At 63.6% G+C, this 25,799-nt stretch carries 30 protein-coding genes and 1 pseudogene; 13 read left to right on the forward strand and 18 right to left on the reverse strand.

Features of this window, described 5'->3' with window-relative positions:
- Positions 1-131: 131 nt before the first annotated feature.
- Positions 132-1,352, forward strand: coding sequence for an MFS transporter (locus BM045_RS18085; protein ID WP_092185834.1), 1,221 nt, complete (start codon positions 132-134; stop codon positions 1,350-1,352).
- Here BM045_RS18085 and BM045_RS18090 read toward each other — a convergent pair.
- Complete coding sequence (locus BM045_RS18090; protein ID WP_092185836.1) at positions 1,349-2,698, reverse strand: MFS transporter; 1,350 nt, start codon at positions 2,696-2,698, stop codon at positions 1,349-1,351. The genes BM045_RS18085 and BM045_RS18090 overlap by 4 nt on opposite strands.
- A gap of 181 nt (positions 2,699-2,879) precedes the next feature.
- Between BM045_RS18090 and BM045_RS18095 the strand changes: the two genes are divergently transcribed.
- On the forward strand, positions 2,880-3,050 hold the full coding sequence (locus tag BM045_RS18095; protein WP_210185043.1) for a DUF2934 domain-containing protein: 171 nt from the start codon (positions 2,880-2,882) through the stop codon (positions 3,048-3,050).
- A gap of 75 nt (positions 3,051-3,125) precedes the next feature.
- On the opposite strand, the gene BM045_RS18100 is transcribed toward BM045_RS18095, so the two are convergent.
- Positions 3,126-3,416, reverse strand: coding sequence for a hypothetical protein (locus BM045_RS18100; protein WP_092185840.1), 291 nt, complete (start codon positions 3,414-3,416; stop codon positions 3,126-3,128).
- A gap of 107 nt (positions 3,417-3,523) precedes the next feature.
- Here BM045_RS18100 and BM045_RS18105 point away from each other — a divergent pair, with 107 nt between their 5' ends.
- Positions 3,524-4,111, forward strand: a complete 588-nt coding sequence (locus BM045_RS18105; protein ID WP_244523063.1) for a 5'-methylthioadenosine/S-adenosylhomocysteine nucleosidase — start codon at positions 3,524-3,526, stop codon at positions 4,109-4,111.
- Here BM045_RS18105 and BM045_RS18110 read toward each other — a convergent pair.
- Positions 4,102-4,437, reverse strand: a complete 336-nt coding sequence (locus BM045_RS18110) for a hypothetical protein (protein WP_092185844.1) — start codon at positions 4,435-4,437, stop codon at positions 4,102-4,104. The two genes, BM045_RS18105 and BM045_RS18110, sit on opposite strands and share 10 nt — an antisense overlap.
- Positions 4,438-4,623: 186 nt before the next feature.
- Between BM045_RS18110 and BM045_RS18115 the strand changes: the two genes are divergently transcribed.
- Both BM045_RS18115 and BM045_RS18120 read left to right on the forward strand, forming a co-directional pair.
- A complete protein-coding gene (locus BM045_RS18115) occupies positions 4,624-4,956 on the forward strand; it encodes a hypothetical protein (protein WP_092185846.1) in 333 nt (110 codons plus the stop codon).
- 190 nt (positions 4,957-5,146) lie between these two features.
- Positions 5,147-5,512 (forward strand): annotated as a pseudogene (locus BM045_RS18120) (cell wall hydrolase); the annotation flags it as partial.
- 19 nt (positions 5,513-5,531) lie between these two features.
- On the opposite strand, the gene BM045_RS18125 reads toward BM045_RS18120, so the two are convergent.
- A complete protein-coding gene (locus tag BM045_RS18125) occupies positions 5,532-6,005 on the reverse strand; it encodes a hypothetical protein (RefSeq protein WP_244523064.1) in 474 nt (157 codons plus the stop codon).
- A gap of 96 nt (positions 6,006-6,101) precedes the next feature.
- Positions 6,102-6,659, reverse strand: a complete 558-nt coding sequence (locus BM045_RS18130) for a DUF2076 domain-containing protein (RefSeq protein ID WP_092185850.1) — start codon at positions 6,657-6,659, stop codon at positions 6,102-6,104.
- 190 nt (positions 6,660-6,849) lie between these two features.
- Here BM045_RS18130 and BM045_RS19080 point away from each other — a divergent pair, with 190 nt between their 5' ends.
- A complete protein-coding gene (locus BM045_RS19080; protein WP_210185044.1) occupies positions 6,850-7,230 on the forward strand; it encodes a hypothetical protein in 381 nt (126 codons plus the stop codon).
- A gap of 58 nt (positions 7,231-7,288) precedes the next feature.
- Here the strand turns inward: BM045_RS19080 and BM045_RS18140 are convergent, their stop codons facing one another.
- The 3 genes from BM045_RS18140 to BM045_RS18150 all read right to left on the reverse strand — a co-directional run bounded on the left by BM045_RS18140 (position 7,289) and on the right by BM045_RS18150 (position 10,027).
- On the reverse strand, positions 7,289-7,561 hold the full coding sequence (locus BM045_RS18140; RefSeq protein WP_092185852.1) for an EscU/YscU/HrcU family type III secretion system export apparatus switch protein: 273 nt from the start codon (positions 7,559-7,561) through the stop codon (positions 7,289-7,291).
- Positions 7,558-9,168, reverse strand: a complete 1,611-nt coding sequence (locus BM045_RS18145; RefSeq protein WP_139198835.1) for a flagellar hook-length control protein FliK — start codon at positions 9,166-9,168, stop codon at positions 7,558-7,560. Before BM045_RS18145 ends, BM045_RS18140 begins: the two co-directional genes overlap by 4 nt.
- A gap of 115 nt (positions 9,169-9,283) precedes the next feature.
- The gene (locus tag BM045_RS18150; RefSeq protein ID WP_092185856.1) at positions 9,284-10,027 is read right to left on the reverse strand and encodes a glycosyltransferase family 2 protein; all 744 of its coding nucleotides are present in this window, start codon (positions 10,025-10,027) and stop codon (positions 9,284-9,286) included.
- 102 nt (positions 10,028-10,129) lie between these two features.
- Between BM045_RS18150 and BM045_RS18155 the strand changes: the two genes are divergently transcribed.
- Positions 10,130-11,023 (forward strand): FecR family protein, encoded by an 894-nt coding sequence (locus BM045_RS18155; RefSeq protein ID WP_092185858.1) that lies wholly within the window; start codon positions 10,130-10,132, stop codon positions 11,021-11,023.
- A gap of 8 nt (positions 11,024-11,031) precedes the next feature.
- On the opposite strand, the gene BM045_RS18160 is transcribed toward BM045_RS18155, so the two are convergent.
- On the reverse strand, positions 11,032-11,532 hold the full coding sequence (locus BM045_RS18160; protein ID WP_092185860.1) for a DUF1993 domain-containing protein: 501 nt from the start codon (positions 11,530-11,532) through the stop codon (positions 11,032-11,034).
- 82 nt (positions 11,533-11,614) lie between these two features.
- On the opposite strand from BM045_RS18160, the gene BM045_RS18165 reads away from it, so the two are divergent.
- Positions 11,615-12,439 (forward strand): ion channel, encoded by an 825-nt coding sequence (locus BM045_RS18165; RefSeq protein WP_092185964.1) that lies wholly within the window; start codon positions 11,615-11,617, stop codon positions 12,437-12,439.
- Here the strand turns inward: BM045_RS18165 and BM045_RS18170 are convergent.
- Genes BM045_RS18170 through BM045_RS18185 form a run of 4 tightly spaced genes read right to left on the reverse strand, consistent with a single transcriptional unit; the run spans position 12,436 to position 17,395 of the window.
- The gene (locus BM045_RS18170; protein WP_092185862.1) at positions 12,436-15,126 is read right to left on the reverse strand and encodes a sensor histidine kinase; all 2,691 of its coding nucleotides are present in this window, start codon (positions 15,124-15,126) and stop codon (positions 12,436-12,438) included. The two genes, BM045_RS18165 and BM045_RS18170, sit on opposite strands and share 4 nt — an antisense overlap.
- Positions 15,126-15,350 (reverse strand): hypothetical protein, encoded by a 225-nt coding sequence (locus BM045_RS18175; protein WP_139198836.1) that lies wholly within the window; start codon positions 15,348-15,350, stop codon positions 15,126-15,128. The genes BM045_RS18170 and BM045_RS18175 overlap by 1 nt, the downstream gene beginning before the upstream one ends.
- On the reverse strand, positions 15,334-15,717 hold the full coding sequence (locus tag BM045_RS18180; RefSeq protein WP_092185866.1) for a response regulator transcription factor: 384 nt from the start codon (positions 15,715-15,717) through the stop codon (positions 15,334-15,336). The genes BM045_RS18175 and BM045_RS18180 overlap by 17 nt, the downstream gene beginning before the upstream one ends.
- A 58-nt stretch (positions 15,718-15,775) precedes the next feature.
- A complete protein-coding gene (locus BM045_RS18185) occupies positions 15,776-17,395 on the reverse strand; it encodes a helix-turn-helix domain-containing protein (protein ID WP_170848585.1) in 1,620 nt (539 codons plus the stop codon).
- Between the two features lie 191 nt (positions 17,396-17,586).
- Here BM045_RS18185 and BM045_RS18190 point away from each other — a divergent pair, with 191 nt between their 5' ends.
- From BM045_RS18190 to BM045_RS18210, 5 genes are all read left to right on the forward strand, one after another.
- Positions 17,587-18,942 carry a substrate-binding protein gene (locus tag BM045_RS18190; protein ID WP_092185870.1) on the forward strand — a complete coding sequence of 452 codons (1,356 nt, stop codon included), beginning with the start codon at positions 17,587-17,589 and terminating at the stop codon, positions 18,940-18,942.
- A gap of 73 nt (positions 18,943-19,015) precedes the next feature.
- On the forward strand, positions 19,016-20,047 hold the full coding sequence (locus BM045_RS18195; protein WP_092185872.1) for a branched-chain amino acid ABC transporter permease: 1,032 nt from the start codon (positions 19,016-19,018) through the stop codon (positions 20,045-20,047).
- Position 20,048: 1 nt separating this feature from the next.
- A complete protein-coding gene (locus BM045_RS18200) occupies positions 20,049-21,188 on the forward strand; it encodes a branched-chain amino acid ABC transporter permease (protein ID WP_092185874.1) in 1,140 nt (379 codons plus the stop codon).
- A gap of 10 nt (positions 21,189-21,198) precedes the next feature.
- Positions 21,199-21,963 carry an ABC transporter ATP-binding protein gene (locus BM045_RS18205; RefSeq protein WP_092185876.1) on the forward strand — a complete coding sequence of 255 codons (765 nt, stop codon included), beginning with the start codon at positions 21,199-21,201 and terminating at the stop codon, positions 21,961-21,963.
- 14 nt (positions 21,964-21,977) lie between these two features.
- On the forward strand, positions 21,978-22,733 hold the full coding sequence (locus tag BM045_RS18210; RefSeq protein WP_244523066.1) for an ABC transporter ATP-binding protein: 756 nt from the start codon (positions 21,978-21,980) through the stop codon (positions 22,731-22,733).
- Between the two features lie 78 nt (positions 22,734-22,811).
- Here BM045_RS18210 and BM045_RS18215 read toward each other — a convergent pair whose 3' ends face one another.
- The 5 genes from BM045_RS18215 to BM045_RS18230 all read right to left on the reverse strand — a co-directional run bounded on the left by BM045_RS18215 (position 22,812) and on the right by BM045_RS18230 (position 25,794).
- A complete protein-coding gene (locus BM045_RS18215) occupies positions 22,812-23,573 on the reverse strand; it encodes a LamB/YcsF family protein (protein ID WP_210185045.1) in 762 nt (253 codons plus the stop codon).
- Positions 23,570-24,466: a 5-oxoprolinase subunit C family protein gene (locus BM045_RS18220; protein ID WP_170848586.1), complete on the reverse strand. Its 897-nt coding sequence runs from the start codon at positions 24,464-24,466 to the stop codon at positions 23,570-23,572. Before BM045_RS18220 ends, BM045_RS18215 begins: the two co-directional genes overlap by 4 nt.
- The gene (locus BM045_RS18225) at positions 24,463-25,119 is read right to left on the reverse strand and encodes a 5-oxoprolinase subunit B family protein (protein ID WP_092185882.1); all 657 of its coding nucleotides are present in this window, start codon (positions 25,117-25,119) and stop codon (positions 24,463-24,465) included. The genes BM045_RS18220 and BM045_RS18225 overlap by 4 nt, the downstream gene beginning before the upstream one ends.
- 146 nt (positions 25,120-25,265) lie before the next feature.
- Positions 25,266-25,442 carry a hypothetical protein gene (locus BM045_RS19020; RefSeq protein ID WP_156460475.1) on the reverse strand — a complete coding sequence of 59 codons (177 nt, stop codon included), beginning with the start codon at positions 25,440-25,442 and terminating at the stop codon, positions 25,266-25,268.
- Between the two features lie 118 nt (positions 25,443-25,560).
- Positions 25,561-25,794, reverse strand: coding sequence for a hypothetical protein (locus tag BM045_RS18230; RefSeq protein WP_092185884.1), 234 nt, complete (start codon positions 25,792-25,794; stop codon positions 25,561-25,563).
- Positions 25,795-25,799: the final 5 nt, after the last annotated feature.

Raw genomic sequence — 25,799 nt, forward strand, 5'->3', positions numbered from 1 at the left:
CGCGTCGGCTGGATTCCCGCCAGTCTGCGGTCCCTTGCGCAGTTTATGTGGCAGACGCAATATTCTTGAGGGCGATGTCGATCCGGGTCGGGCTGGTTCGTCGATCGGGCAGGACTGGGAGGGTCTGTCATATGGAACGCAATTACGGCTGGGTCATCGTCGGTGCGGGAGCGCTGATCACCTGTGTGGCAATGGGCGCGATGTTCGCCCTGCCCGTCTATCTGCAACCGATCGCCGACCAGACCGGCTGGACGCGGGCCGGCATATCCGGCGCCATGACCATCGGCTTTCTGGTGATGGGCGTGGCGGGATTTCTGTGGGGCACGCTGACCGACCGGATCGGGGCGCGGCCGGTGGTGCTCATCGCCGCGGTGACGCTGGGGATCGGGCTGTTCATTGCCAGCCAGGCGACGGATATACTGGTGTTCCAGATCGCCTATGGCGGGCTGGTTGGCGCGTCGGGCGGCGCCTTCTTCGCGCCGTTGATGGCGACCGTGCTGGGCTGGTTCGACAAGCATCGCAGCCTGGCCGTCTCGCTGGTCTCGCTGGGTGGTGGCGTGGCGCCGATGGTGATGACGCCGTTGGCCACGGTGCTGATCCAGCAGATGGGCTGGCGCACTGCCATGATGACCACGGCGCTGATGGCGACGCTGATCATCCTGCCGTTGGCGCTGCTGGTGCGACGACCGCCGCCGGCTGTGGAGGAAGCGCCGCAGGCCGGTCTTGTCGCGGCGCCAGCGCAGGGAACGTCGATCCTGTCGGTAATGAAGCGGCCGCAGTTCATCGTTTTGGCAGCGGTGTTTTTCCTGTGCTGCGCGGCGCATTCGGGGCCGATCTTCCACACGGTGAGCTATGCCATGTTGTGCGGCGCTTCGGCGATGGCGGCGGCCAGCATCTATAGTGTCGAAGGGTTGGCGGGCCTGTTCGGGCGGCTGTTGTTCGGCCTGTTGGCAGACCGGGTCGGGGTCAAGCGGGTGATCGTCGGCGGGCTCGTGCTGCAGGCGGTGGGCATTTACAGCTATATCTACATCGACGAGCTGACGCAGTTCTACATGCTGGCGGCGGTGCTGGGCCTCGCTTATGGCGGGGTTATGCCGCTTTATGCCGTGCTGGCCCGCGAGTATTTCAGCCCCAAGGTGATGGGTACGGTGCTGGGCGGGATCACCATGACGTCGTCGATCGGCATGGCCTTTGGGCCAGTGGGCGGCGGCTGGCTGTTCGATACGTTTGGCGATTACCAATGGCTCTATGTCAGCTCGGCCGGCATCGGCATTGCCGCGGCGCTGGTGGCGCTGACCTTTCCGAAGCCGTCTGGGCCGGTCGAGATCGACGGGCGGTTGCAACCGGCCTAGGCCGGCGTTGCAACCGCGGCACCGCCCTCCCCGTCGTCATTGTCCGGCGCATCGGCATAGGCTTTCGACAGCTGGCGATACTGCGGCGAGTTCATCGCGATCAACGTGACGACGACGCCGATCACGCCGACCACGGTGAAGACCAGAGCGATGCCGCGATCCGGGCCGGTGCCGAACCAGGGGCCGATGGCTGCGGCGCCGGCGCCGTCGGTCATGAAGGGGATGACCACGAATTGGGTCAGCGGGCCGATCAGGAAAGCAGTCAGCGGCGAGGCGGCTTGCTCGATCGATTGGGCAAAGCCGAAGACGCGGCCCTGGCGTTCCAGCGGCACGACCTTTTGTAAAGTCGTGTGTTCGGCGGCCTCGGCGAAGGGGCCGAGGAACATCCAGATGGCGCAACCGGCGACCAGCAGCCAGAAGCTGGGCTGGATGGTGAAGAAGCAACAGGCCGTCCAGGTCATGACATTGACCAGCAGAAGCGTGCGGAGCGGGTTCTTTCCCAGACCGACCCTGGAGATGATGATGCCGCTGATGATGAAGGCGATGGAGAGCACGCCGAAGGTCAGCCCCCAGACCTGCACCGAGACCAGCGACAGGCCATAGGCATCGAGCAGCGCCATGAAGACGCCGCCAAGGAAATTGTTGAAGGTGGCAAAAAAGATCAGCGCAAAGAGGCCCGGCACGGCGGCGATGACGGCAATGGTGCCTTTGAGGTCGACGCGCTTGGGTTCGGCCACTTCGCCCTCGGCGAGCGCGACGTGGCCTTCGTCCACCTTGACGAAATGCAGATGCGCGAAGGCCAGCAGCGTCAGGACCAGTGCCAGAACCAGCGTCGCCAGCATGCCGCCCCAGGCGACGAGGAAGCCGGAGATCACCGAAGTGGTGAGAAAGCCGATGCCGCTGACCATGCCGACGAGGCCATTGGCCTTGTCGCGCTCGCCCTCGGGAATGAGGATGGTGACCAGCGTCGGCAGCGCGATGGAGCGGATATTGCCGGCGATGACACCCAGCATGATGAGAAAGACGAAGGCCCAAAGGTACCAGCCATAGGGATTTTCGAAACCGCCCTCGGGCTCGAGGAAAACCATGGCGAGTGCGATCGTGTAGAAAGCGGCCGAGACAACGCTCGAGCCCATCATGGCGAGGCGCTTGGAATTGTGGTCGACGATGCTGCCGAACCAGATACCGAAGGCGGCCGTGAACACCAGATAAATGCCGGCCACCATGCCGGTGGCGAAGACAGACTGGGTCTCAATGAAGATCCAGAACGTCAGCGCGAACCACACCGTGAAATTGGTGATATTGGCGACGAGATTGTTGCCGAGGATTTGGTGAAACGGGGTCATGGTCTGGCTCTGCTTTCGCTATCATGCGGACAATAGTCGGAAAACCTGTCCGACCCAATGCAGCATTGCGGCCTGACATGTCCTGTCAGCATGACGAACGAGCTGGCGCCAATTCGACATGTTCACCCGATGGAAACCATGTTGGCGCAGGCTGGGGCCACCAGTCAGCATGAGGTTACCGATGGAAGACCAGGTCAGACGCCGTGCCTATGAGATGTGGGAACAGGACGGCTGCCCGGCCGGACTGGACCAGCAATATTGGTTCAAGGCGCTGGCCGAGATAGCGGCCGCAGGCGTGGCGGAGATCAGGCCGGCGCGCAAGCGGGTGGCGAAGGTGAAGAAGGCGGCTTGACGGCGAACGTCCCCCTCACCCGGCCTACGCCGACCTCTCCCCCAAAGGGAGAGGTAAGAGGCGCAGACGGTTTGGCTAAAGCATCTGCGGCCAGTATACGTCGCTGTCGAAATCGTCCGGGATCGGCGACAGGCGGGCGATGGCCTGGGCGGCGAATTCGACTTGCAGGGCGAAGTGGCGGATGGCGTCCGGCATGGGCTGGCCGGTGAGGAATTCGCGGGTGCGGTAGTCGCTGATCTTGCAGGATCGCAGGCGCCGGCGGGCTTCGGCTTCGACATCCTCGACGAGAACCCTGGCTTGGGAGGCGCTGTTGGACTGCCAGGACGGCTCACCCCATTTGCTACCTTCAATAACCGCGAAACGCACTTTGATCCCCTGAATACTCAACTCAGTCATCAGTTTGTCACATGCCTCTTACCGAAGCGGTAACGGCGCGGCTGCGCAAGCCAATCTTCCATGCTAGGGATGCAGGCATGACCATCCTCTATGTCATGGCTGCACAGGCCGAATATGGCCCGCATCTGCAGGCGCGGATCACGCCGGTGATGACCGGCGTGGGGCCGGTGGAGGCTGCTATTGCGGTGACGCGGGCATTGGCCGAAGCGGCCCATCAAGGCACCCTGCCCCGGCTTGTGGTGTCGCTCGGCTCGGCCGGATCGCGGGTGCTGGAACATTGCGGCGTTTATCAGGCCAGCAGCGTTTCCTATCGCGACATGGATGCGTCAGCGCTTGGTTTTCCCAAAGGACAAACGCCGTTTCTGGACCTGCCGCCAGTGCTGCCGCTGGCAACTTTGGACGGCCTGCCCACGGCGACGCTATCGACGGGCGGCAATGTGGTGTCCGGCGCGACTTATGATGGGATCGGCGCCGAGATGGTGGATATGGAGACCTATGCCGTGCTGCGGGCCTGCCAGGGGTTTGGCGTGCCGTTGCTGGCGCTGCGCGGGATTTCCGACGGCGCCGACGAACTGGGCCATGTCGATGACTGGACGCAATATCTGCATGTCATCGACGAAAAGCTGGCCGCGGCGATCGATCTGATCGAAAGCGCCTACCGCTGATTGCTGGCGGCGGCCTTCTTGTCGCGACGAGCACGGCTCCAGGTGGAATATTTGCGGGTGCCGCGGACGATGGCGGAATTGACCGGGCCCTGCAGGATGACCAGGTCGATAGCCAGGAGCAGCAGGCCGAGCGGCAGCATCCAGATGCCGAGCACGGGCAGGAAGCTGAAGATACCACCCAGGACTAGCAGGATGCCAAGCGGAATGCGGATCAGCCGCGCTTCAGGCCGGCGGAGCCGCTCGAGCAGGCGTGCCGCCGCTTCCGGAATGCGCTTCTGCAAGCGGTCGAACTGGCGATTGAGGCGGGCGTGGCTCTTGGATGCCATTGGTCATGTCCCCTCTGGTGGCAAATGCCTGTCCAGCATCTGGGATGAGAATAGCGTCTATCCAAGGGCAGCGGCGGGATTTTTTCAATCATTGCTGCGTGAAACTGCCGCGGAAATCGGCCCCGGCGGAACTTCCGGCCGCAGGGTGAGTTGAGCGAGCAGTCAATTCACTCTTGGAGCGTCATCATGGCCATCACGGCAAAACGTACAATCAGGGCTGCCCGCAAGGATGGCGAAGACATCACCGAAGCCCTGCTCGACCAGATCGCAGTGCTGCGCAAGGAGATCGCCGAGATCACCGACGCGGTGAACGATTACAGCGGCAATGCCCTGCATGATGTGCAGCACAATGCCGTGGCGCTGGCCAAGGAAGTGCGCCACCAGGGCTCGATCGCTCTGCGTCAGGCTAACAAGCAGGCCCATGTGGCCAGCAAGGCCGTTCAGGAAAACCCGATCCCGGTGATCGCCGTGCTGGGCACCATCGCCCTGCTCTCGGCTCTCCTCTTCACCCGCGACTAAGTTTACGTTTCGCTAACCCTTTGGGTGAAGCGAGCCTTAAGCCTATTGGGGCATTTTCGGTCAAACTTGCACAATTGCAACAGACCGGAGATGCCCCATGGCGCTTTCAAAAGCCCTCCTGCGGATAGCCGCGCTGAGTATCGTCGCGACGAGCCTCGGCGGCTGCAGTTTTCTCGGCATCAACTTCGGCATGGCGCAGCTTTCCGAGAAGGAATGCCTGATGCGCGCGATGTATTTCGAGTCCAACCGTTCGAGCTCCGATGGCATGCTGGCAGTCGGCACGGTGGTGATGAACCGGGTCTATGACGGGCGCTATCCTCGCTCGGTCTGCGGCGTGGTCGGGCAGAAGAACCAGTTCGCCCAGGGCGTGCTCACCAAGAAGATGACCGACAGCGGCGCGGTGCTCGCCTCGCAGATGGCCGACGCGGTGCTGGCCGGTGCGCGGCATCCGGGCGTGCAGAATGCCCAGCATTTCCACACGGCCGGCCTGCGCTTTCCCTATAACAACATGTATTATGTGCTCGAAGCGGGCGGCAACGAATTCTACGAAAAGCGCACGCCGGGCACGTTCTAGACTACTTGGCCTGCACCAGCTTGCGGCTGAGGAAAAAGCCGTGGCCATCGTCGCGGGCGCAGGTCAGACCCTGGCGCTCGGAGAGGCACTGGAACGGCCCGAGCGTTACGACATGGTCGTAGTCAAAGGTCTGGCTCAGCGAGCAGCAGCTGGCGTCGCCCACATCGCTGAGAATGTAGCCCTCGCCCTGCCCGCCCAGAATGGCGCGGATATAGTTGGGCTCGATGCGATCACACTGGATTTCGGCTAGGCCATCCTGGGTCTCATAGACCGAGGTGCCGCCGGCCGGCGTGTAGATACAGCCAATGTTGCCGGAAGGCATGACGAATTCGACCTGCCCCTCGTCATTGGAAAACAGCTGTTGGGCCTCATAGGCCTTGGCGGGAACGCCGAGCAGCACCGCAATGGCGGTAATGGCGGCCAGGAACAGCGCATTGCGCAGGAAAATCCGGCGGTGACGATTGGTGGTGAGCATGGCCAAACCCTTGTCAGCGTTACAATGAGTATAGCCGTAAACCAGGCAAGTTGAACGCCCGCCGAAGCCGGCGTTCATCTCTGATTTATATTGCGGTTAAAAGTCTCCACCGAAGTCAAAGTCGCCGCCGCCGAGATCGTCACCCCCGGCGTCGAAATCCTGATCGTCGGGCTGCGGCGCTTCATCAATAGGGGTAACTTCCGCGGCATTGACGCCGCCGGCAAACATGCCGGCGATGGCGCTGCCGAGCAGCACGCCGCCGGTGACGCCGAGCGCGGTCTGCGCGGCACCAGCCAGAAAACCACCACCAACGCCGCGGCGGTTGAAATCATCCTGCTGCTGGCGATCCCAGGGGCCGCGTGCCCGCGCCTGTGGCTGGCGCTGGGGTTCCTCGCCGCCGAACAGACCGCCGAGAAAGCCGCCGGCCGGGCGCTGGCTGGCCTCCAATTGCTCGATGCGCTCCTGCGCCTGCCGCAGCGCCTGTTCCTGGATCAGGATGGTTTGCGCCATGTAGTAGGGCGCGGGCGGATAGTCGCGCAGGCGCTGCTGGATCATCACCTCGGCATCGGCGTCACGCGGCGCCGACTTGCGGGCGACTTCCTCAATACGGTCGAACAGGCTGTCGATGGCCTGCTGGTCCTGACTATTCGGCATGGTCTTGCTCCCTGAATGACGCTTTCTGTTTTAACAAGTGGGAAAGCCTATGCGGCGTTGCAATGGTTGTGAGCATGATTGCCTGTCCCTGCCCCATTCTCGCCATGCCAACGCCCAAACTTTGCCGGAGCCCGCGGTGTAACGAGGTCGTGATCGGCCGTTAAGGTGCCGAATCCAGAGGGAAATTTTCATGATCGCCAAATTTTTGCTGCCCGTCGCCGCTCTTGCCATGCTGACCCTGGCCGCTTGCAGCGATCCGCAGACCCCGGCTGAAGCCGCACCGGCTGCGGCGCCTGCGGCGGCCGCCGTTCCGGCTGTCCCGGCCGCTGCAGCGCCGGCTGCCGCTGCAGCGACGCCAGCTGATGCATCGGCAATGACGCCGGAACAGGCCATGCAGGCGATACAGGCGCAGGCCGCTTCGATGACCCCTGAGCAGAAGGCAGAAGCCATTGCTCAGGCCCGTAAGGCCGCCGAGGACATGGCCAAGGCACAGAACATGACGCCCGAACAGGTCAAGCAGGCCGCCGACATGGCCGAGCAGGCCACCAAGCAGATGCTTGGCGTTCAGTAGCGCATCAGTTACATGAATTTAGCCCCGCAAGCCTATGGTTTGCGGGGTTTTTCTTTGCCTAGGTCTTGGCGCTGACCCGCAGCACAAAGCCAATGACCACCGCGACGGCCTCGTAGAGTTCGAGCGGGATGGTGTCGTCGAGCTCGACACCGCTCAGGGCCTGGGCGAGGACGGGATTGGCTTCTATGATGATGTCGTTTTCCTCGGCCAGTTCCACGATGCGCTCGGCGAGGAGGCCACGGCCCTTGGCGACGACTTTGGGGGCTTCGCGGCTGCCCTTTTCATATTGCAGCGCGACGGCCAGGGCCTGGGGCTTGATCTCGTCGCTCATGAGCGGGCGTCCAAGAAATGCCCGGAGGGCGCTACGGCGGGTGCCGGCGGCTCGCCCGAGCGGACGATGACCGCGCCGAGGCGGAGGTCGGCGGCGGAGAGGGCTTCGCGCAGCAGGCCGACTTCTTCGTTGAGCGCAGCGGCGGCATCGGGATCGCTGGCCCAGAGCATGACGCCGGTGGTGCCGGCGCGCAGCGACACCTGGGCGCCGACCTCGCCGAGTTCGGGCAGGTTGATGGCAAAGCGCATCTGCCAGCCGCGCTCGGTGACGGCATCGCTATCGCCCTGCTGGTCGCGGTGGATCTGGAACTGCATCAGCGTCTGGTGCTGGCCGATCAGCACCGGCAGGTCCATGCTCCAGTCGGCAGTCTTTGCGACGGGGTCAGGCAGCGAGGCGTGTTGATGGAGGCGCGTGCGGGCCAGCGCGGATTCGGTGCGTTCGAGCAGGTGCTTGCCGATTTCCTCGGGTGGCGCATCGGGATCGATCGGCGGTGCCTCACCGGGCCGGGCGCGCGGCACCTGCCCTTTTAGCGGCGGGGCGATCTGCGAGACGGCGGCCGTAGGCGCCTGCTGGCCGAGCCAGGTGGTCAGGGTCTGGCGCAGGGTGAGCAGCGCGGTCTTCATGTCGGTCTGTGGCAGCGGCGACTGGCTTTGCGCCAGTGCCGACTCCTGGAAAATGCCCGAGCCGCGGATGGCAGACTGCAGCGCCGCGCCGTCGAATTTGGGGGCGTCGATGGCGACGCGGCCGGCGAGCACCTGCTGGGCGGCCTTCACCACCGGCTCGGGCAACACGACCTTGCCGGCGAGACTGGTCAGCGCCGTGGTGAGAGCGGTGATGGAGCCCTGCTGCGGTACGTCGGTGTGAACCATCTGGGCCAGCGCGGCCTGCGCGGTGGAGAACTGCGGCGTCGGATTGCCGGAGAGCGGATTGCTGGTGGCGCCGCCGACGGGGGCGGCGGCGATGATAGGCGCGACGCCGGCCGAGGGGGCGCTGACGGCTGGGGCCGGTTGCGGCGCGGCGGTGGCGGCATGGGCCACGGCGACGGGATTGGGGTTGGCGGGGGATTGCGGGTAGAGCGGCGGTGGGATCGCTTGCGTCAGCGGTGGGGCCGATTGCGTGGCCAGGGGTGCCTGCGGCGCCGCCGGCTGAGCCGTGGTGACGGGCGGCTGGGCCAGTGGCTGTGCGTATGGCTGGGGCGCGGTTGCGGCCTGCGCGGCTGGCGGCGGTACAGCGGCTTGCGCAGTGGCCAATGGCTGCGGCGCTGGCTGGGCCTGCGGTGGCGCGAGCGGCGTATTGGACTGCGGCGGCGGTGCAGCAGGTGCGGGGCTGGCGGGCGGGGTGACAGGTGCCGTCACCACCTGCAGCGCCAGTTTCATCTGCTGCCCGGCGCCTTGCACCTGCAGCTGGATGGTGTCGCCAGGCTTGACCGGGACCGGCAGCATGAGATTGAGCAATTGGCCGCGGATTTCGACTTGGGTGCCGCCATTGGGCATTGCGCCGATGATTTTCGCATCGAGCATCTGGCCCGACTGCAAAGCCAGCGCCTGCAGCGTGCCGGTGCGGGCCGCCGTCGTCGGTTGTGGTAGTTGCGAGGGGATCGTCGGCACGGTCCAGTCCTCAGCCGCACCATGCGGCACGTCACACTAGCGCAGATACAGCATCCGATGATTCCCGGCTTTTGGGAAACTTAATGGCAGGTAACCGTGCTGTTGCCGATCTGGCTCAGTCGGGGCGGACGTCGGTATAGTCCTTGGTGGCCGGCTTGCCGCGGAAGGTGACCCAGAAAAAGTTGAGCGTATAGGTGCCGGCAGTGCGGAACACGCCTTCCTTCTCGAGGCGGCGGCCCGAGGTCTTCATTTTCAGTTTGAAGGTGAATTTGACGCCGCCAACCTTGGACAGGCGCACGGCCACATCGGTGTCTTCGCCGAAGAACTGGATGGAGCGGTCATAGCCGCCGACATCGGCCCAGGCCTGGCGGCGGAAGATGAAATTGCCGCCCTGCACCACCGAGCCGACGCGCAGGATATAGCGGTTGAGCACATAGATCAGCCAGGTCAGGCCATAGAACATGCCGACGAGGAAACGGCTCCAGGGGCTCATGTCGTAATAAACGTAAGGGCCGCTGAGGCAGACCAGCTTGGGGTCGCGGTTGAATTCGTCGGCGACCGTAGTCAGCCAGCCCTCGGGCACCATGGTGTCGCTGTCGATATTGGCGACGAGGTCAAAGCCTTCGCTGGCGGCAAAGCCTGCGTCGCGGGCATTGACCAGGCCCTTCTTGGGCTCGTCGACGACGCGGACGGTGGGGAAGCTGCGGGCGATCTCGCCCGTGCGGTCAGTGGAGGCATTGTTGACCACGATGATTTCGGCATCAACGCCCGAGCGGGCAATCTCGGCCACCACCGATTCCAGGCATTTGCCGATCAGCGCCTCTTCATTATAGGCCGGTATGACGAATGCCAGTCTCATCTTTGCCTCTTGCTGGGCTGCGGACGACGCCGCGTAATCTGCTGCCATTAACCTTTGCTTGGGGTTACGGCAACAGAGGCGCATGCTTTTCCCAAGCTGCGTATGGCGTTTCGTGAGGCTCTTGTGGCGCCGGTCGTCTCGCGAATAGTGTCGTTCATTGCCGGTTCACCCAAGCATTGCGACAAGCAGGCCATGATGAAACAGTTTTCACGCACAGTTTTATTTGTATTGGGCCTATTGCTGGCTGTTGTTCCAGCTTTTGCCGAGGGCGAAGGCACGGCGGTCGGCGTCAATCCGGATGCCTCGGCACGGCTGGGTAGCACCGATCGCGTGTTGCAGGTGGGCGCCGATGTGTCGGTGGGCGAGGTCATCGTCACCGGCGCCGTCGGCCAGGTGCAGATCATCTTTGACGACGAGACGCGCCTCGTGGTGGGGCCGCGCTCGGCGCTTTTGATAGAAAACTACCTGCTGGCGAGCAACAACCGGGCGCAGAAGCTTACCATCAATGCGCTGGGCGGCTCGTTCCGCTTCATCACCGGCAAGAGTCCGAAGCCGGCCTATACGATCAATACCCCGACGGCTTCGATTGCGGTGCGCGGTACCGAATTCGACCTGGTGGTGGAGCGCAGCAATACCAAGGTGATGCTGTTCGATGGCGCCCTGCGGGTCTGCAATGACGCCAACGATTGTCAGGAGTTGACCAGCCGCTGCGAAGTGGGTCTGGCGAGCAACCAGCGCACCCTGCTGTATCGCCGCAATGACCCCAGCAGGGAGCCGCTGAGCGCAGAATTCCGCTATGCGCGGTTCCAGGGTGCCTTGCTGCAGCCGTTCCGCGTGCGCAACCCGGGCACCTGTGTCGAGAGCCGGACGGACGCCAATCCGGGATCCAGTTCGCCGGCTACGCAGACGACGACCACGGGCACGCAGACCAACGGCGGTTCCACCACGCCGACCGCAACGACAACGCCTGTCGTGCGGCCGGGTGGCAAGAACTAGGTTTTTGCTTAGCCAATATAGTCGCGCTTGCCGACCGGCACGCCGCCGTGGCGCAGGATCGCGTAGGCGGTGGTAACGTGGAAGAAGAAGTTCGGCAGCGCCCGCTCGGTCACGTAGACGAGGCCGTTCATGGTGACATCCTTGCCGCCGAGCTTAAGCGTGACGTCGCGGTCTTCGCTGCCGGCCAGCTCTTCGGGCGTGACGGTGGCGAGGAGATCGAGCGCCTTCTGGATGCGAGCGCGCAGTTCTTCGAAGGTCTTTTCTTCATCGGGCCAGGACGGAACGGGCTTGCCGGCCAGGCGCGAGACGCAGCCCTTGGCATGGTCGGTGGCGATCATGACTTGGCCGCGGAAGGGGATCATGTCGGGCGACAGGCGCATGTCTGAAAACACCGCGGTATCGAACTTGCGCTCGCCGGCATTGGCTTCGGCCTTGTCCATAACGGCAAGCAGATTGGTCAGCATGCGGGTGAATACCGGCACGGTCACGTCATAGACGGAGATGGTCATCGTCGAACTACCTTGAAATGTCTGGCCCCGAACGGGAACGTCTTCTTGCGCTCGCTGTTGCAGGCTGGCAAGGCAGTTGGTGATGCGTAGCAAGAAACCCAAGACGGTCGTCGAGACCACACCCCAAGAATCCGGCTTCGCTCGTCTGCGGAGCAGACTGCGTCTGCTCTATCACAGCTCGGCGCCGGGCGCGCAGCGCTTCCAATTTGCCGTGCTGGTGGTGGACCTGGCGATCATCGTCTTCTTTATCGCCACCCCTTTGCTGCGCGAGAACGAGGCGTTCCTCTGGATCGACTATTCGATCGCGGCGCTCTTGGCACTCGACCTGATCGCCCGGGCGCTGGCCTCTACCGATATCTGGCGTTGGCTGCGGCAGATGCCGGTCATCGTCGATATCTTCATTCTCGCGACCCTGCTGGCGCCCGCCTGGCTCATCAACCTCGGCTTTCTGCGCATCCTGCGGCTCTGGACGCTGACACGGAGCACGGGGTTCTGGCGACCGTTGAAGAAACGCGGGCTGGGGATCTACCAGGAACCGGTGCAGGCGGTGATCAACCTGCTGGTTTTTCTCTTCGTGGTGACCGGCTTCGTCTATACCGCCTTTGCCAATCGCGGCGACGAGCCGAGCATCGCGGGCTATATCGATGCGCTGTATTTTACCGTAGCGACGGTGACGACCACCGGCTTTGGCGACATCACCCTGCCCGGCAGCGGGGGTAAACTAGCGTCGATCATCATCATGATCATCGGCATTTCACTGTTCGTGCGGCTGGCGCAGTCGATCTTCCGGCCGGCCAAGGTGCATTTTCCCTGCCCGCAATGCGGGTTAAGCAAGCATGAGCCGGATGCCGTGCACTGCAAGGCCTGCGGGCATGTGCTGAACATTCCCGATAGCGGTAATCACTAGCGCATGACCGCCAGCCGCACGCGGAAACAGGCGCCCGGCAATGCGCCCTGCACGAGGTCCAGCGAGCCGTTCATGCGCGTGACGATCTGGCGGGAGATGGCGAGACCGAGCCCTGCCCCGCTCTGGTCGGTGGCACGCTGGCCGCGTGAAAATTTCTCAAAGATCAGCTTGCGCTCGCCCTTGGCGATGCCGGGGCCATTGTCGGCGATATCCACGGTATAGCTGCCGGCGCGCACGGTCGATGCGATGCGGAGCAGCGGCTTGGCCGAGTCATTGTATTTGACCGCATTGCTGATGAGATTGATGAACACCTGGCAGAGCCGGTCGGCATCGCCTTCGACCATGGTAGTTTGGGCGCGACCGCCCTGCTCCACCATGACGCCGCGCAGCAGGCCTTCGCAGACGGTCAGCGCCCGGTCGAGTGCGGCTTCGGCATCGACGGGGCGGTTTTCCCAGCTTCGTTCGCCACGCTCCAGCGCCGAGAGATCGAGAATTTCGTCGAGCAGCTTGGTCAGGCGCAGGCTTTCCTGATGGATTGTCGAGACGAAATGCTGGCGCTGGCCGGCGTCGATTTCGCCGCCATCGAGCAGGATTTCCGAAAAGGAGCGGATGGAGGTCATCGGGGTACGCACCTCATGGCTGACCTGGCTCAAAAATTCGTCCTTCTGGCTGTCGAGCTCGCGTAGTTGGGCATTGGCGTCTTCGAGCTGCTGGGCGGTGGAGCGCAGTTCGGCCGAGGTCTTTTCCAGCTCCTGGGAATAGCTGATGACCTGCTGGGTCTCGTCGGCCATCTGCATCATTTCCTCAAGCGAGACATCGCTGCCGGAGACGACTTTCGACAGCATGACGTGGGCCGAGGCGGCGCCGATCGAGCCGGCGAGTTCACGCTCCAGCCGGCCGATGAAACCGGGCGATGGCTCCAGCATGTCGGGATCGACGCCGCTGTCGCGGGCCTCGGCCTCGAAGAGAGCGGCGGCGCGGCGATCGCCGAGCACGCGTTCAGCGACGAAGAACAGGTCGTTGGCGGTGGCCGAGCCCGGCACGAAATTGCCGCGCGGGACATGGCCGCGCTTGAACACATCCACAAAAATGCTGGCCTGGATACGCTCCAGCGCCGAGGGCGAGGTGACGAGCGAAACCAGGGTCAGCAGCAGGATGTTGGCCGAGAGGCTCCAGAAGGCGGCATGGGCCAAAGGATCGAGCCCGTCCAGGCCAAACATGGCTTCGGGGCGCAGCCAGGAGATGCCCCAGGGGCCATTGGCCAAAAGCCAGGCGACATGCGGCGATACCGATTCAAAGCTGGGCAGGAAGCTGCACCAGACCCAGAAGACGAAGCCGGCGGCGATGGCCGTGGTGGCGGCCTTGAGCGAGGCGTCGCGCCAGAACAGGGCGGCGATGACGGCGGGGAAGAACTGGGCGATGGCGGTGAAGGAGATGAGGCCTATCGGCGCCAGCGCGTCGCTGTCGCGGGTAAAGAAGAAATAGAAAAAGCCCAGTGACAGGATCAGCACGATGGAAAAGCGCCGGGCCACCAAAAGCAGCCGGGTGACGCCGCGGCCGTCGCTGCTGACGCCGGAACTGAAGCGCAGGATCAGCGGCATGACGATATGGTTGGAGACCATGATCGAGAGAGCGATGGATTCAAGGATGATCATCGACGTGGCGGAGGAAAAGCCGCCGATGAAGGCAAATAGCGCCAGCCCATCCTGACCGAAGGCCAGAGGCAGGGTGAGCGCGAACATGTCGGGATTGGAACCGGCCGGCATCTTGGTCAGGCCGAAGACGGCGATGGGCAGGATGAACAGGCTCATCAGCAGCATGTAGGCCGGGAAGGCCCAGCTGGCGACGCGCAGGTGGTTCTCGTCGGAATTTTCCACCACCGTCACCTGGAACTGGCGCGGCAGGCAGACGATGGCGGCGACGGACAGGCCAAGCGTCGTCAGCCAGCGGGCGTCGAATGTGTCCTGCGCATCGACGACGATGCCCTTAGCAGCGGCTTCGGCGAAAATGCTCTCGAAGCCGCCGCCGACATAGACGACGAAAATACCGACGGCGAGCAGCGCCGTCAGCTTGACCACGGCCTCGAAAGCGATAGCGGCGACCACTCCGTGATGCTGTTCCTTGGCGTCGACATGGCGGGTGCCGAACAGGATAGTGAACAGCGCCATGCCGGCGGCAATGCCGAAGGCAAGACCGACGTCGTCAATGCCCTGCAGGCTGCCCTGGCCGAATTCGGACGAGCCGGCGACAGCCTGGATCGATGATGTCACGGCCTTGAGCTGCAGCGCGATATAGGGCGCGATGCCGACCACGGCGATGCAGGTGATCAGCACGGCCAGCCGGTTGGACTTGCCGAAGCGCGAGGACAGCAGATCAGCCACCGAGGTAATGCGCTGCAGATGGCTGATGCGGACCAGCCGCCGCAACAGGAACCACCAGCCGACGAAGACGAGCGTCGGGCCCAGATAGATGGTGAGGAATTCAAGGCCCGAGCGGGCGGCATTGCCGACGGCGCCATAGAAGGTCCAGCTGGTGCAATAGACCGAGATGGAGAGCGTATAGACGGCTGGGGAATGGAGGAAGGAGCGCTTGTTGCTGCGGGCGCGGCGATCGCCGAAATAGGCGAGCACGAACAGCAGGCCGACATAGGCGATGGCGGTGGCGATAACGAAATCGGCCGACAGCATCAGCCCTCTCCGTCGCCGGGATCGCGCGGCATGGCATGGGCCAGAAGGCCGGTGCCGATGACCAGCAGCAGCCAGAGCGCGAAGAGGTAGAAGACGATTTGCGGAATGCCGAAATGGCTGATGTTCTGGTCAAACACATAGACCAGCGGCGGCAGCATGAGCAGGCCGCCAAGCATGGTCAGCAGGAACATGCCGCCGCGGATGCGCCTAGGGCGTTCCGACATCTTCGCCCAGCAGGTGCCGCACCGCCCCGACCACATCGGCATTGGCATAGGGCTTGGTGACGAAACCGTCGGCGCCCAGTTCCTCGGCAATGCGCCGGTCCTGCTGCTGACCCTTGGCGGTGAGGATCAGCACCGGCAGACTGGCGGTCTCGAGGCTGGCGCGGATTTGCTTGAGCACATCGAAGCCGCTGCGCTTGGGCAGCATGACGTCGAGCACCAGCATACGCGGCTTGAGGCGGCGCACGGCATCGAGCGCCGCATCGCCATCGCTGACCGCGCTGATGCTCCAGCCGGCGCGCCGCAGGATGAAATCGAGCGATTCAAGAATGCTCGGCTCATCCTCGGCGATGAGAATATCGATTGCCAAAGTCCCCCCTCGACCTATCCGCGGTCTCCCCTCCGCAGATGGCGATACTAAAGCGCAATCACGGAGGATCGCCAAGCGCTAAACTGCGGGGCAGCAATGGACCGCGGGTGCGGGACTGGCCTTGCGTGGACAGCGCCTCCTCCTGCCGGCTCGGGCAATCACGGCGCGGACAGAGGCGGCACGAGGGGCCGACCGGAATATCGGCATCGAGATCGGACAGATCGAGGCCGGCCGCATAGACGGTGCGGTCGGCCTGCAGCACGTCGCAGGCCAGCATGACCGAGGAGGCAACGGCGGATTCGTGGAAGGAGGCGGTGCGCCGCTGCACGGTGCGGGCGAGGAAGAGATAGCGCGAGCCATCGGAGAAGCGGACCACTTGGCGCAACGGCACGTCGGGCGTGCGGAAGGCGCCATAGATGGCCCAGAGCGGACAGGCGTGGCCGCTATTGGGCAAGAGGAGGCCGGGCAGCGGGAAATGCTTGGTCAGGCGCCCGGCGGGGTCGGAGCGCAGGAAGCCGAAGGCAATGCCCTGCTGGCCGGGGCGGCGCAGGCTGACGAGGCGATGCGCCACTTGCTCGAAGCTGGCGTGATAGACCTGGCGCAGGTGGTCGATATCATAGGCGCAGGCCTCGGCATCGGCGAGCACGCGGGCATAGGGGAAGACCATGGCGCCGGCCAGATAAGAGCCGACGGCGCGCGCGGCCAGGCGCCGGGCGGTGGGTGTCGAGAGCGTCGCCTGTTCGAGCGATGCGGCGATGGCGTCGGGCGCGGCGAGCTCGCCATAGAGGCGGGCGAGCTGGAACTGGCGTGTCGCCAGGGTGGTGGCGCCGTGGAACCACATCAGGCGGGTCGTGGGGTCGAAACGGTACTGGCCGGGATATTCGGGCTCACTGGGCAAGCCGCCGATGCGAACCTCGACGCCAAACTTTTCAGCAAGCAGGCTGGAGAGCGTGGCGCTGCCAAACGTCCCTGCCCGCCCGGCCTCCAAGCGTAACGCGTCGGCTACATCTTCGAGCAGTGGAAAATGGTTTTCGCGCTCGATCAGCAGGTCGTCGATTTCACGGGCCGGCGAGACGCTGCGGCGGATCTGGCTTGAGGTGTCGAACTGGCCGATCAGGTTTCTCGCGACTTCGGAAAGGGTCCGGCTGTCACGACCAATGGCGGCGAGGAACTGCCGGCGTTCGGCTTCGTCGAGATCGGCGACGTCTTCAAGGATTTCGGCGCTGGAGCGGATGGCGGTGATGCCGGAGAGGATCTGGTGCAGCAATTGGCTGAGCAACGGGTCCGAGCGCAACCGGTCGGCATAGGCATCGGCGCTGGTGACGGCCGCGCCATAGGCGCGATGCAGGCGTGACAGCGCGCCGGCGCTGGCTGGATATTGTGCCACCAGCTCGCGCCTCTCGTCGGGCTGGAAAGGCAGCGACTCAAGCAGCGGATCGGCGAAGGCTTCTTCGAGATCCTGCAGCAGCTTCTGCTCGCTGCGTCCGGCCAGCTCGTCTATATCGATCGAGAGTTGGGCGGCGACGCGGTTGAGCAGTGCCCCGCCGATGTCGCGCTTGTTGTTTTCGATCAGGTTCAGATAGCTGGCCGAAATGCCGACCAGACGTGCCAGTGCCGCCTGGGAAATCTTGAGCGATTTCCTGCGGTTGCTGATGCGAAAGCCAATAGGCGCGCGCATGAAACAAGTCCTCCCGCGCAGCATGTATGTCAATCAATTGACTATTATCACGCTGCAGCAGCACAATTATTTACAGAATATCGCTGCATTTACAACGGACTATTGCTGCCGTTTTCGGATGCGGCTCATAATCCTCCCTGCGGTGAGCTGCCGGCCATGTATCGGAAGCCCCGCGCCAAAAGGAGGAAACAATGACACTTCTCAAGCGTGGTCTCAGCCGCCGCCGCGTGCTGCAGACCGGCATGGCCGGCATTATCGGCACCGGCGTTTCGCCGCTGATCTTCAGCAAGGGCGCCTGGGCGCAGGAATTCTGCAACAACCCGACCGGCGACACCGTGACCTTCGGCCTTAACCTGCCCCTGACCGGCGCCTATGCCGAAGAAGGCGCCGACGAGCAGAAGGCCTACGAACTGGCGGTCCAGCATCTGAACGGCGAAGGCGATGGCGGGCTGATCAACGTGCTCACCCCGACCGCGCTCAAGGGCAATGGCGTGCTGGGCAAGAAAGTCGCCTTCGTGACCTCGGACAGTCAGACCAAGGCCGACGTGGCCCGGGCCGGCGCCACCCGGATGATCGAGCGCGATGGCGCCATCATGGTCACCGGCGGCTCGTCATCGGCCGAAGCCATTGCCGTGCAGGGCCTGTGCCAGGAAATGGGCGTCATCTTCATGGCGGGCCTGACCCATTCCAACGACACTACCGGCAAAGACAAGCGCCGCTACGGCTTCCGCCACTTCTTCAACGCCTATCAGTCGGGCATTGGCCTGGCGCCAGCCATTGTCGATGCCTATGGCGCCGACCGCCGCGCCTATCATCTCACTGCCGACTACACCTGGGGCTGGACCCAGGAAGAATCGATGAAGGCCGCCACCGAAGGCCTCGGCTGGCAGACCGTCGAAGCCGTGCGCACGCCGCTGGGCGCGGCCGACTTCAGCCAGTATCTGACGCCGGTGCTCAATTCTGGCGCCGACGTTTTGATCCTCAACCACTATGGCAATGACATGGTCAACTCGCTGACCCAGGCGGTGCAGTTTGGCATGCGAGACCGCCAGGCCAATGGCAAGGATTTCCAGATCGTCGTGCCGCTGTTCTCCGAACTGATGGCCAAGGGCGCCGGTGCCAATATCAAGGGCATTTTCGGCACCTCCAACTGGCACTGGAACCTGCAGGATCCGGGGACGGTGGCCTTCACCAAGAGCTTTGGTGCCGCCTATGGCGCGCCGCCCTCGCAGGCTGCCCACACCGCCTATGTGCAGGCCCTGCTCTATGCCGATGCAGTGGAACGCGCCGGCACCTTCTATCCGCCCGAAGTCATCAAGGCGCTGGAAGGCTTCGAGTTCGACGGCATGGGCAATGGCCCGACGCTGTATCGCGCCGAGGATCACCAGTGCATCAAGAATGTGCTCGTGGTGCAGGGCAATGACGCGCCGACCAGCGAATATGACGTGCTCAATATCGTCAAGGAAATCCCGCGCGACGCCGTGGCCTATGACCCGACCATCTTTGGCGGGGATCTGGGGCCGGCCGAGCCTGTGCCGATGTGCTGATGGCGGCTTGACGCCCTAGGCACACCGAAACGCCACCTCTCCCCCAAAGGGAGAGGTGAACCGGAGCATTTCCATGTTCGAAGTCATCTTCCTGCAATTTCTCAACGGCCTCGACAAGGGCGCGGCCTATGCGCTGATCGCACTGGGGCTCACCCTGGTTTTCGGCACGCTGGGCGTGGTCAATTTTGCGCATGGCGCGCTGTTCATGCTGGGCGCCTTTTGCGCCGTGCTGTTCCGCCAGCTGCTGACGCTGGAAACCGTCACCGTCGATCCGACCAAACTGTCGCCCTGGGGCGCGCCGCTCGAAGTGCGCGAGCCGCTGGTGCAGGCCTGGTTCGGCGATTTCGGCGCGGTGCTGGTAAACTACTCGGTGCCGGCCTCGATCATCATCACCATTCCGATCATGCTGCTGGTAGGCATCGGGCTCGAGCGCGGCATCATCAAGCATTTCTACAAGCGCCCGCATGCCGAGCAGATTCTCGTCACTTTCGGCCTCGCCATCGTGGCGCAGGAACTAATCAAGAGCTTCTTCGGGCCGAATCCCATTCCCCAACCCATGCCCAGCGACCTGCGCGGCGCGGCCGATATCGGCGCGTTCCTCGGCATGCAGGCCAATGTCATCACCTATCCGATCTGGCGGCTGGTCTACTTCCTGTTCTCCTTTGCCATCATCGCCGGGGTTTTTGCCTTCCTGCAGTTTACCACGTTCGGCATGGTGGTGCGGGCCGGAATGGCGGATCGCGAGACGGTGGGGCTCCTCGGCATCAATATCGACCGGCGCTTCACCATCATGTTCGGCCTTGCCGCCGTGGTCGCCGGCATGGCGGGCGTCATGTACACGCCGATCCTACCGCCCAATTATCATATCGGCATGGACTTCCTGGTGCTGAGCTTCGTCGTGGTCGTGGTGGGCGGCATGGGCTCGCTGCCCGGCGCTGTGGCTGCCGGCTTCCTGCTCGGCATTCTCCAGAGCTTCGCCTCGATGACGCAGGTGAAGTCCCTCATTCCCGGCATCGATCAGATCATCATCTATCTCGTCGCCGTAGTCATTCTACTCGTATTGCCGCGAGGCCTGTTCGGCCGGCGTGGCGTGATGGAGAGCTGATATGCGCGCCATGTCACGCAACGACCTGCTGCTGTTCCTGGGCTTCACCCTGGTGGTGCTGGCCATGCCGCTCTGGCTGCAGCCCTTCGGCGCCGCCTATCCGGACCTCTTGCAGCGCTTCATGATCTTCGGAATCTTCGCCGTCGGCTTCAATATCCTGTTTGGCCTCACCGGTTACCTGAGCTTTGGCCACGCTGCCTTTTTCGGCGTCGGCTCCTATGCCGCCGTCTGGTCGTTCAAGCTGCTCAGCCTCGACGCTATTCCGGCCATGCTCTTCGCCATCGTGGTTTCGGGGCTGTTTGCGCTACTGATCGGCTATGTCAGCCTGCGGCGTTCCGGCATCTACTTTTCGATCCTGACGCTGGCCTTTGCGCAAATGAGCTACAATCTCGCCTATTCCGTGCTGACGCCCATCACCAACGGCGAGACCGGGCTCCAACTCACGCTCAACGATCCGCGTTATCTCGATGCCGCCATGGGTTCGGCCCAGGCCGGGCAGCCGGTGCCGACACTGTTGGGTCAGTCGCTCGGCGGCTTTGCCGGCTTCTATTTCTGCGCCGGCTTTTTGATCCTCGCCTTCTTCATCGCCCAGCGCATCACCAATTCGCCCTTCGGCATGATGCTCAAGGGCATCAAATCCAACCAGACGCGGATGAACTATACCGGCTTCAACACCAAGCCTTATACACTGGCCGCCTTCGTCATCTCCGGCATGTATGCCGGGCTCGCCGGTGCGCTGCTGGCCGTCACCGATCCTCTCGCTGGCGCCGAACGCATGCAGTGGACCGCCTCGGGCGAGGTGGTGCTGATGACCATTCTCGGCGGCGCCGGCACGCTAGTAGGACCGGTGATCGGCGCCTGGCTGATCAAATATTTTGAGAACATCTTCTCGGCCATCAACGACACCATGCTGCATCGCTTCTGGGGCTTCCTGCCCGAAGGCGCCGACAATGTGATGGTCGCCATCACCTCAAAATTCGTCGGCGAGGGCTGGTTCCTGACGCTGGGCCTGGTGTTCGTGCTGATCGTGGTTTTCCTGCCCGGCGGTATCATGGAGGGCGTGCGCCGCATCGCCCACCTGTTCAACCGACAGCGCAAGTCGCCCGACCGGCCGGCATCGCAAGTTCAACCGGCCGAGTGAGGACGAAGTCATGACCAATCCCAATGTCGTCCTGCATGTTGCTGACGTGCACAAACGCTTCGGGGGGCTGCATGCCCTGGCTGATATCGACCTGCAGGTCGAGGAGGGCCAGACCCATGCCATCATCGGCCCCAATGGCGCCGGCAAGTCGACGCTGCTCAATGTGATCATCGGCAAGCTGGCGCCGACCTCGGGCACGGTGGTGTTCGACGGCGCGATCCTGACCGGTCGCAAGCCCTATCAGATCAACCAGCTGGGCATCGCCCGGGTGTTCCAGACGCCGGAAATCTTCGCCGATCTCTCGGTGCTGCACAATGTGATGATCCCGGCTCTGGCCAAGCGCGACGGCGCCTTCAAGCTCAACATGCTGCGTGGGCTCGACAGCGAGACCGGCATTTTGCGCGAGGCGCAGGACATGCTCGAAGACGTCGGCATGTATGGCCGCCGCGACATGGCGGCCGGCAGCCTCAGCCGCGGCGACAAGCGGCGGATGGAGCTGGCCATGTGCCTGATCCAGCATCCGCGCTTGCTGCTACTCGACGAGCCGACGGCGGGCATGTCGCGCCACGACACCAATACCACCATCGAACTGCTCAAGAAGATCAAGAGCCGCGGCATGACCAAGGTGATCATCGAGCATGACATGCATGTGGTGTTTTCGCTGGCTGACAAGATTTCCGTGCTGGCGCAGGGCCGCATCATCGCCGATGGCACGCCCGACCAGGTGCGGGGCAATCCCAAGGTGCAGGAAGCCTATCTCGGAGGAGCGCATTGATGAGCGCGATCGCCATGGAAGCTCGAACGCTCGCCGGCAGCACGGCTGCCACGCTGGAGACCACGCGGCCGTTCTTTTCGATCCGCGACATGCATGCCTATTACGGCGAAAGCTATATTGTGCAGGGGGTGTCGCTCGATGTGCGGCAGGGCGAAATCCTCGCCTTGCTCGGCCGCAATGGCGCCGGCAAGACCTCAACCCTGCGCAGCATTGCCCGCACCGACGATCCGCAATTGCGCCAGGGCGAAATCTGGCTCGACGGCCAGCCAATCCACAAGATGAAGAGTTTCGAGGCCGCGCGCGCCGGCATCCAGCTGGTGCCGGAAGATCGCCGCATTATCTCCGGCCTGACGGTGGAGGAAAACATCACCCTGGCCAAGGTGGCGCCGGGCAATGGCTGGAGCCTCGAACAGATTTACCAGAGCTTTCCGCGGCTAGCAGAGCGGCGCAAGCAGGAGGGCGTGACGCTCTCGGGCGGCGAGCAGCAGATGCTGGCGATTGCCCGGGCGCTGGCGCGGGATTTGAAGCTCCTGCTGCTCGACGAGCCCTATGAGGGGCTGGCGCCGGTCATCGTGCAGGAGATCGAGCGCATCCTGCATTCGATCAAGCCGCTGGGCATTACCACGATCATCGTTGAGCAAAATGCCGTGGCGGCGCTGAAACTGGCCGATCGAGCGGTGATCCTCGATACCGGCGAGGTGGCCTTTGCCGGCACTGCGAGAGAGGTCCTCGAAAACACCGAACTTCGCCACGAGTACTTGGCGATCTAAGCTACCCTGGGCCTTTCAACCAAAGGCATTGTGCCGAACTCACCCTCTCCCCAGAGAGGCCCAGGGTAATCTTTTCGACTACATATCCGGCATTTCCGGCGGCTCGGCGGCGATGGTGATCCCCTCGCCTTCCAGCGCGTCCCTGACGTCGCCGGCCAGATCGACGGCGCCGGGCGTATCGCCATGCAGGCAGATCGAGCGGGCGGAGGATTTGAGCACGGTGCCGTCGATCGCGACGATCTCGCCAGCCTTGGCCAGGCGCAGGCAGCGGGCGATCACCGCCTCGCTGTCGTGGATCACAGCACCCTCCTGGCTGCGCGGCACCAGCAGTCCGTCCGCGGTATAGGCGCGGTCGGCATAGGCCTCGCGGATGAGTGGCATGCCGACGGCCTTGGCGGCGCGGACCTGTTCGCTATTGTCGAGCGCCAGCACCGCCATTTTCGGGTCCATGGCCTGGATGGTGGCGAAAATGCCGACGGCAAAGGCCAGCTCTTCGGCGGTCTGGTTGGCTAGGGCGCCATGCAGCTTCACATATTTCAGCGGGGTGCCCACCTCGTCGGCGATGAAGCGCACGAGGAACAGCTGGCTGCGAATCTGGCCGAGCAATTGATCGAGCGGCATGACCAGCCGGAAGCGGCCGAAGCGCTTGGGATCGGCATAGCCGGGATGGGCGCCGGCGCGCACGCCGCGCGCCTTGCAGAATTTCAGGATATGCCGGATCGTCGCGGAATCGCCGGCGTGACCGCCACAGGCGATCGAGGCGCTGGAGACGATTTCCAGCAGGTCCTCGTCCGTGCCCATGCCTTCGCCCAGGTCGGCATTGAGGTCGATGGTGGTCATGGTCTGCCCCGCAACAGTGCCTGGGCATGTTCCAAGGTCACCGGCTGAAAGGCAACCGCGCTGCCGGGCCGCAATTGCGCGAAACGATCCAGATCAGCCGTGATCACCGTGGCAATGCGCGGATAGCCGCCGGTCGGCTGGTGGTCGCGCATCAGGACGATCGGCGTGCCATCGCCAAGGATCTGGATATCGCCGGGTACGATGGCATTGGAGACCAGCGAGAGGTTGGAGGAATGGGCAAAGACCTCCGCCCTGTCCTCCAGCCGCACGCCCATTCGGTCGAGGCGGGAGGATATGCTGAAGCTGACGTCGAGAAAGCGCTGGCGGATGTTTGGTGCAAACAGGTCGGCGTGGATGCCCCAGATGACGCGGATGGGGCCGGTCTGCCGTTCGGCGATCAGGGGTAGGCTCGGCGCGCCGCCCGAGCCGGACAATTCGATCACATCGCCGACGCGCAAAGCACGGCCATCGAGACCGCCGAGGCCGGCGCGGCTGCTGGTGGCGATGCTGCCCATCATCGGCGGGACGGCTATGTCGCCGTCGAAACGCAGATAGCCGTAATTGCCCCAGGCGCCCGGTGTGATGGCGAGTGTGTCGCCGGGGTTGAGCTCTGCCGTTCCGTCCCAAGCGAGAGCCTGTCCATTGCGACGGATAACGAAATTGCCGCCGGAAAAGCCCACGCGGCATCGTCCGCTAGCGAGGGTTAGTTCCAGCCCAGCCATGGTGAATTCGAGACCGCCCTGCCCGCCACCGGCCAATTGCCCGGCGGCCAGATAAGCCATGCGATCCATCGGGCCGGAAGCGGAAATGCCGTGGCGCAGCATGCCGAAGCGGCCGAGATCCTGGATGCTGGTCAGCGGCCCGGCGCGGGTGATCTTGAGGACGGCGCTCATGGCGCGACCGTAAAGGTGATGCGATCGCCGGCGCTGAGCTGGGTTGGCGGATGCGCTGTTGGATCGAAATTGTTGAAGCTGGTGCGGCCGATGACATGCCATCCGGTGGGCATGGCGGTGGCGGTGATGGCGGTTTGGCCGGCGGCGAACAGCACGCTGCCGGCAGGCACTGAGGCGCGGAGCTCCTGGCGGCGCGGCAGCACCAGGCCGTCGTGCAGACCGCAATAGACGAAGCCGGGGGCAAAGCCGGTGGCGAGGACACGGAGCGGGTTGGCATTGTGCGCTGTGACGAAAGCGGCAGTGCTGATGCCAAGCGCAGCGGCGACCTCGTCGAGGTCGGGACCGTCGAAGCTAACGGGAATGCTCCAGCGCTGCGACGCCTCTGCGGCCTCGTCTAGACCAAACAGGCGCAGGCGCAATTCGCCCTCGATGCTGGCCGGCGCGGTCAGTAACGGATCATAGCGCAGCAGCAGCGACACCAGATTGGGCATGATTTCCACCACGCCGGCAATCGGCGCAGCGTCGAGCAGCGCCGCAAGGGCGATGGTGGCGCGATTGGCAGCGTCGCTGAGCGACGTGCCAAAGCGCACGAGCACGGCGCTATCGCCGAGCGGCATGATGGTCGGCTTGGGGAAAGTAGCGGAGACGGGCATAGACAAGTCCTGATGGACCCGCCCGGATCAGTCAACCCGGTCCATAAGCGGCGGAACTCTGCCGCGCTCGGAAGACCGTTCGATAATGCCACTGCTTCGCAAAGCAACGGCCGGGTATGACCTGCCGGGACGGTGGTTTTGTCCAGTCAGTTCGGGTCTTTGCCGTCCTGCTCGATCACGGCATCGAACAGCTCGCGGGCCTGCCCGACGCCGATCGCCTCGATGGCGACTGCGGCGATGGCAGCGAAGAGCTCTGCGATTTCCTGGGGATCGGTGATTTCGGCGTCGTCGTCTTCTGCGTCGGCGTTGATCAGAGTGAACACAAGAACGCACCTCCGTGTAGCCAATGGACAGAGTGTGCGGCGATTCCTGTTACAGAATAAATAATGAAAATTTGACCGGGCCCTGCAGGAGGGTCATGGACAGATAGGGCAGCGGCCCTTACGCTTCACCCGCCGTGTTCGCCTCGAGCCAAGCCTCGATATCGTCAAGCGATGCCGAAAACGGCTTGGGCACATTCCCGTACAAAATCTTGTATTCTTCGTCGCGGATCTGATGACCGCCGGCGGTTCCCAGCACCTTCATCTTATCGTCGGTGAGAATGGTGAGACCATAACGCGTCGCATAGCGCTTGAGCCGGCGCATGCGCGACACATCAAATTCCTTGCGGCTCATGGGGC

Source organism: Devosia sp. YR412 (assembly GCF_900110945.1).
Classification (GTDB): Bacteria; Pseudomonadota; Alphaproteobacteria; order Rhizobiales; family Devosiaceae; genus Devosia.

Bases quoted from the DNA above. Each gene is read 5' to 3' on its own strand.
- BM045_RS18085 (WP_092185834.1), top strand. From the start codon at position 132: ATGGAACGCAATTACGGCTGGGTCATCGTCGGTGCGGGAGCGCTGATC.
- BM045_RS18090 (WP_092185836.1), bottom strand. From the start codon at position 2,698: ATGACCCCGTTTCACCAAATCCTCGGCAACAATCTCGTCGCCAATATC.
- BM045_RS18095 (WP_210185043.1), top strand. From the start codon at position 2,880: ATGGAAGACCAGGTCAGACGCCGTGCCTATGAGATGTGGGAACAGGAC.
- BM045_RS18105 (WP_244523063.1), top strand. From the start codon at position 3,524: ATGACCATCCTCTATGTCATGGCTGCACAGGCCGAATATGGCCCGCAT.
- BM045_RS18110 (WP_092185844.1), bottom strand. From the start codon at position 4,437: ATGGCATCCAAGAGCCACGCCCGCCTCAATCGCCAGTTCGACCGCTTG.
- BM045_RS18115 (WP_092185846.1), top strand. From the start codon at position 4,624: ATGGCCATCACGGCAAAACGTACAATCAGGGCTGCCCGCAAGGATGGC.
- BM045_RS18125 (WP_244523064.1), bottom strand. From the start codon at position 6,005: ATGCTCACCACCAATCGTCACCGCCGGATTTTCCTGCGCAATGCGCTG.
- BM045_RS18130 (WP_092185850.1), bottom strand. From the start codon at position 6,659: ATGCCGAATAGTCAGGACCAGCAGGCCATCGACAGCCTGTTCGACCGT.
- BM045_RS19080 (WP_210185044.1), top strand. From the start codon at position 6,850: ATGATCGCCAAATTTTTGCTGCCCGTCGCCGCTCTTGCCATGCTGACC.
- BM045_RS18140 (WP_092185852.1), bottom strand. From the start codon at position 7,561: ATGAGCGACGAGATCAAGCCCCAGGCCCTGGCCGTCGCGCTGCAATAT.
- BM045_RS18150 (WP_092185856.1), bottom strand. From the start codon at position 10,027: ATGAGACTGGCATTCGTCATACCGGCCTATAATGAAGAGGCGCTGATC.
- BM045_RS18155 (WP_092185858.1), top strand. From the start codon at position 10,130: ATGGCGTTTCGTGAGGCTCTTGTGGCGCCGGTCGTCTCGCGAATAGTG.
- BM045_RS18160 (WP_092185860.1), bottom strand. From the start codon at position 11,532: ATGACCATCTCCGTCTATGACGTGACCGTGCCGGTATTCACCCGCATG.
- BM045_RS18165 (WP_092185964.1), top strand. From the start codon at position 11,615: ATGCGTAGCAAGAAACCCAAGACGGTCGTCGAGACCACACCCCAAGAA.
- BM045_RS18170 (WP_092185862.1), bottom strand. From the start codon at position 15,126: ATGCTGTCGGCCGATTTCGTTATCGCCACCGCCATCGCCTATGTCGGC.
- BM045_RS18175 (WP_139198836.1), bottom strand. From the start codon at position 15,350: ATGTCGGAACGCCCTAGGCGCATCCGCGGCGGCATGTTCCTGCTGACC.
- BM045_RS18185 (WP_170848585.1), bottom strand. From the start codon at position 17,395: ATGCGCGCGCCTATTGGCTTTCGCATCAGCAACCGCAGGAAATCGCTC.
- BM045_RS18190 (WP_092185870.1), top strand. From the start codon at position 17,587: ATGACACTTCTCAAGCGTGGTCTCAGCCGCCGCCGCGTGCTGCAGACC.
- BM045_RS18195 (WP_092185872.1), top strand. From the start codon at position 19,016: ATGTTCGAAGTCATCTTCCTGCAATTTCTCAACGGCCTCGACAAGGGC.
- BM045_RS18200 (WP_092185874.1), top strand. From the start codon at position 20,049: ATGCGCGCCATGTCACGCAACGACCTGCTGCTGTTCCTGGGCTTCACC.
- BM045_RS18205 (WP_092185876.1), top strand. From the start codon at position 21,199: ATGACCAATCCCAATGTCGTCCTGCATGTTGCTGACGTGCACAAACGC.
- BM045_RS18210 (WP_244523066.1), top strand. From the start codon at position 21,978: ATGGAAGCTCGAACGCTCGCCGGCAGCACGGCTGCCACGCTGGAGACC.
- BM045_RS18215 (WP_210185045.1), bottom strand. From the start codon at position 23,573: ATGACCACCATCGACCTCAATGCCGACCTGGGCGAAGGCATGGGCACG.
- BM045_RS18220 (WP_170848586.1), bottom strand. From the start codon at position 24,466: ATGAGCGCCGTCCTCAAGATCACCCGCGCCGGGCCGCTGACCAGCATC.
- BM045_RS18225 (WP_092185882.1), bottom strand. From the start codon at position 25,119: ATGCCCGTCTCCGCTACTTTCCCCAAGCCGACCATCATGCCGCTCGGC.
- BM045_RS18230 (WP_092185884.1), bottom strand. From the start codon at position 25,794: ATGAGCCGCAAGGAATTTGATGTGTCGCGCATGCGCCGGCTCAAGCGC.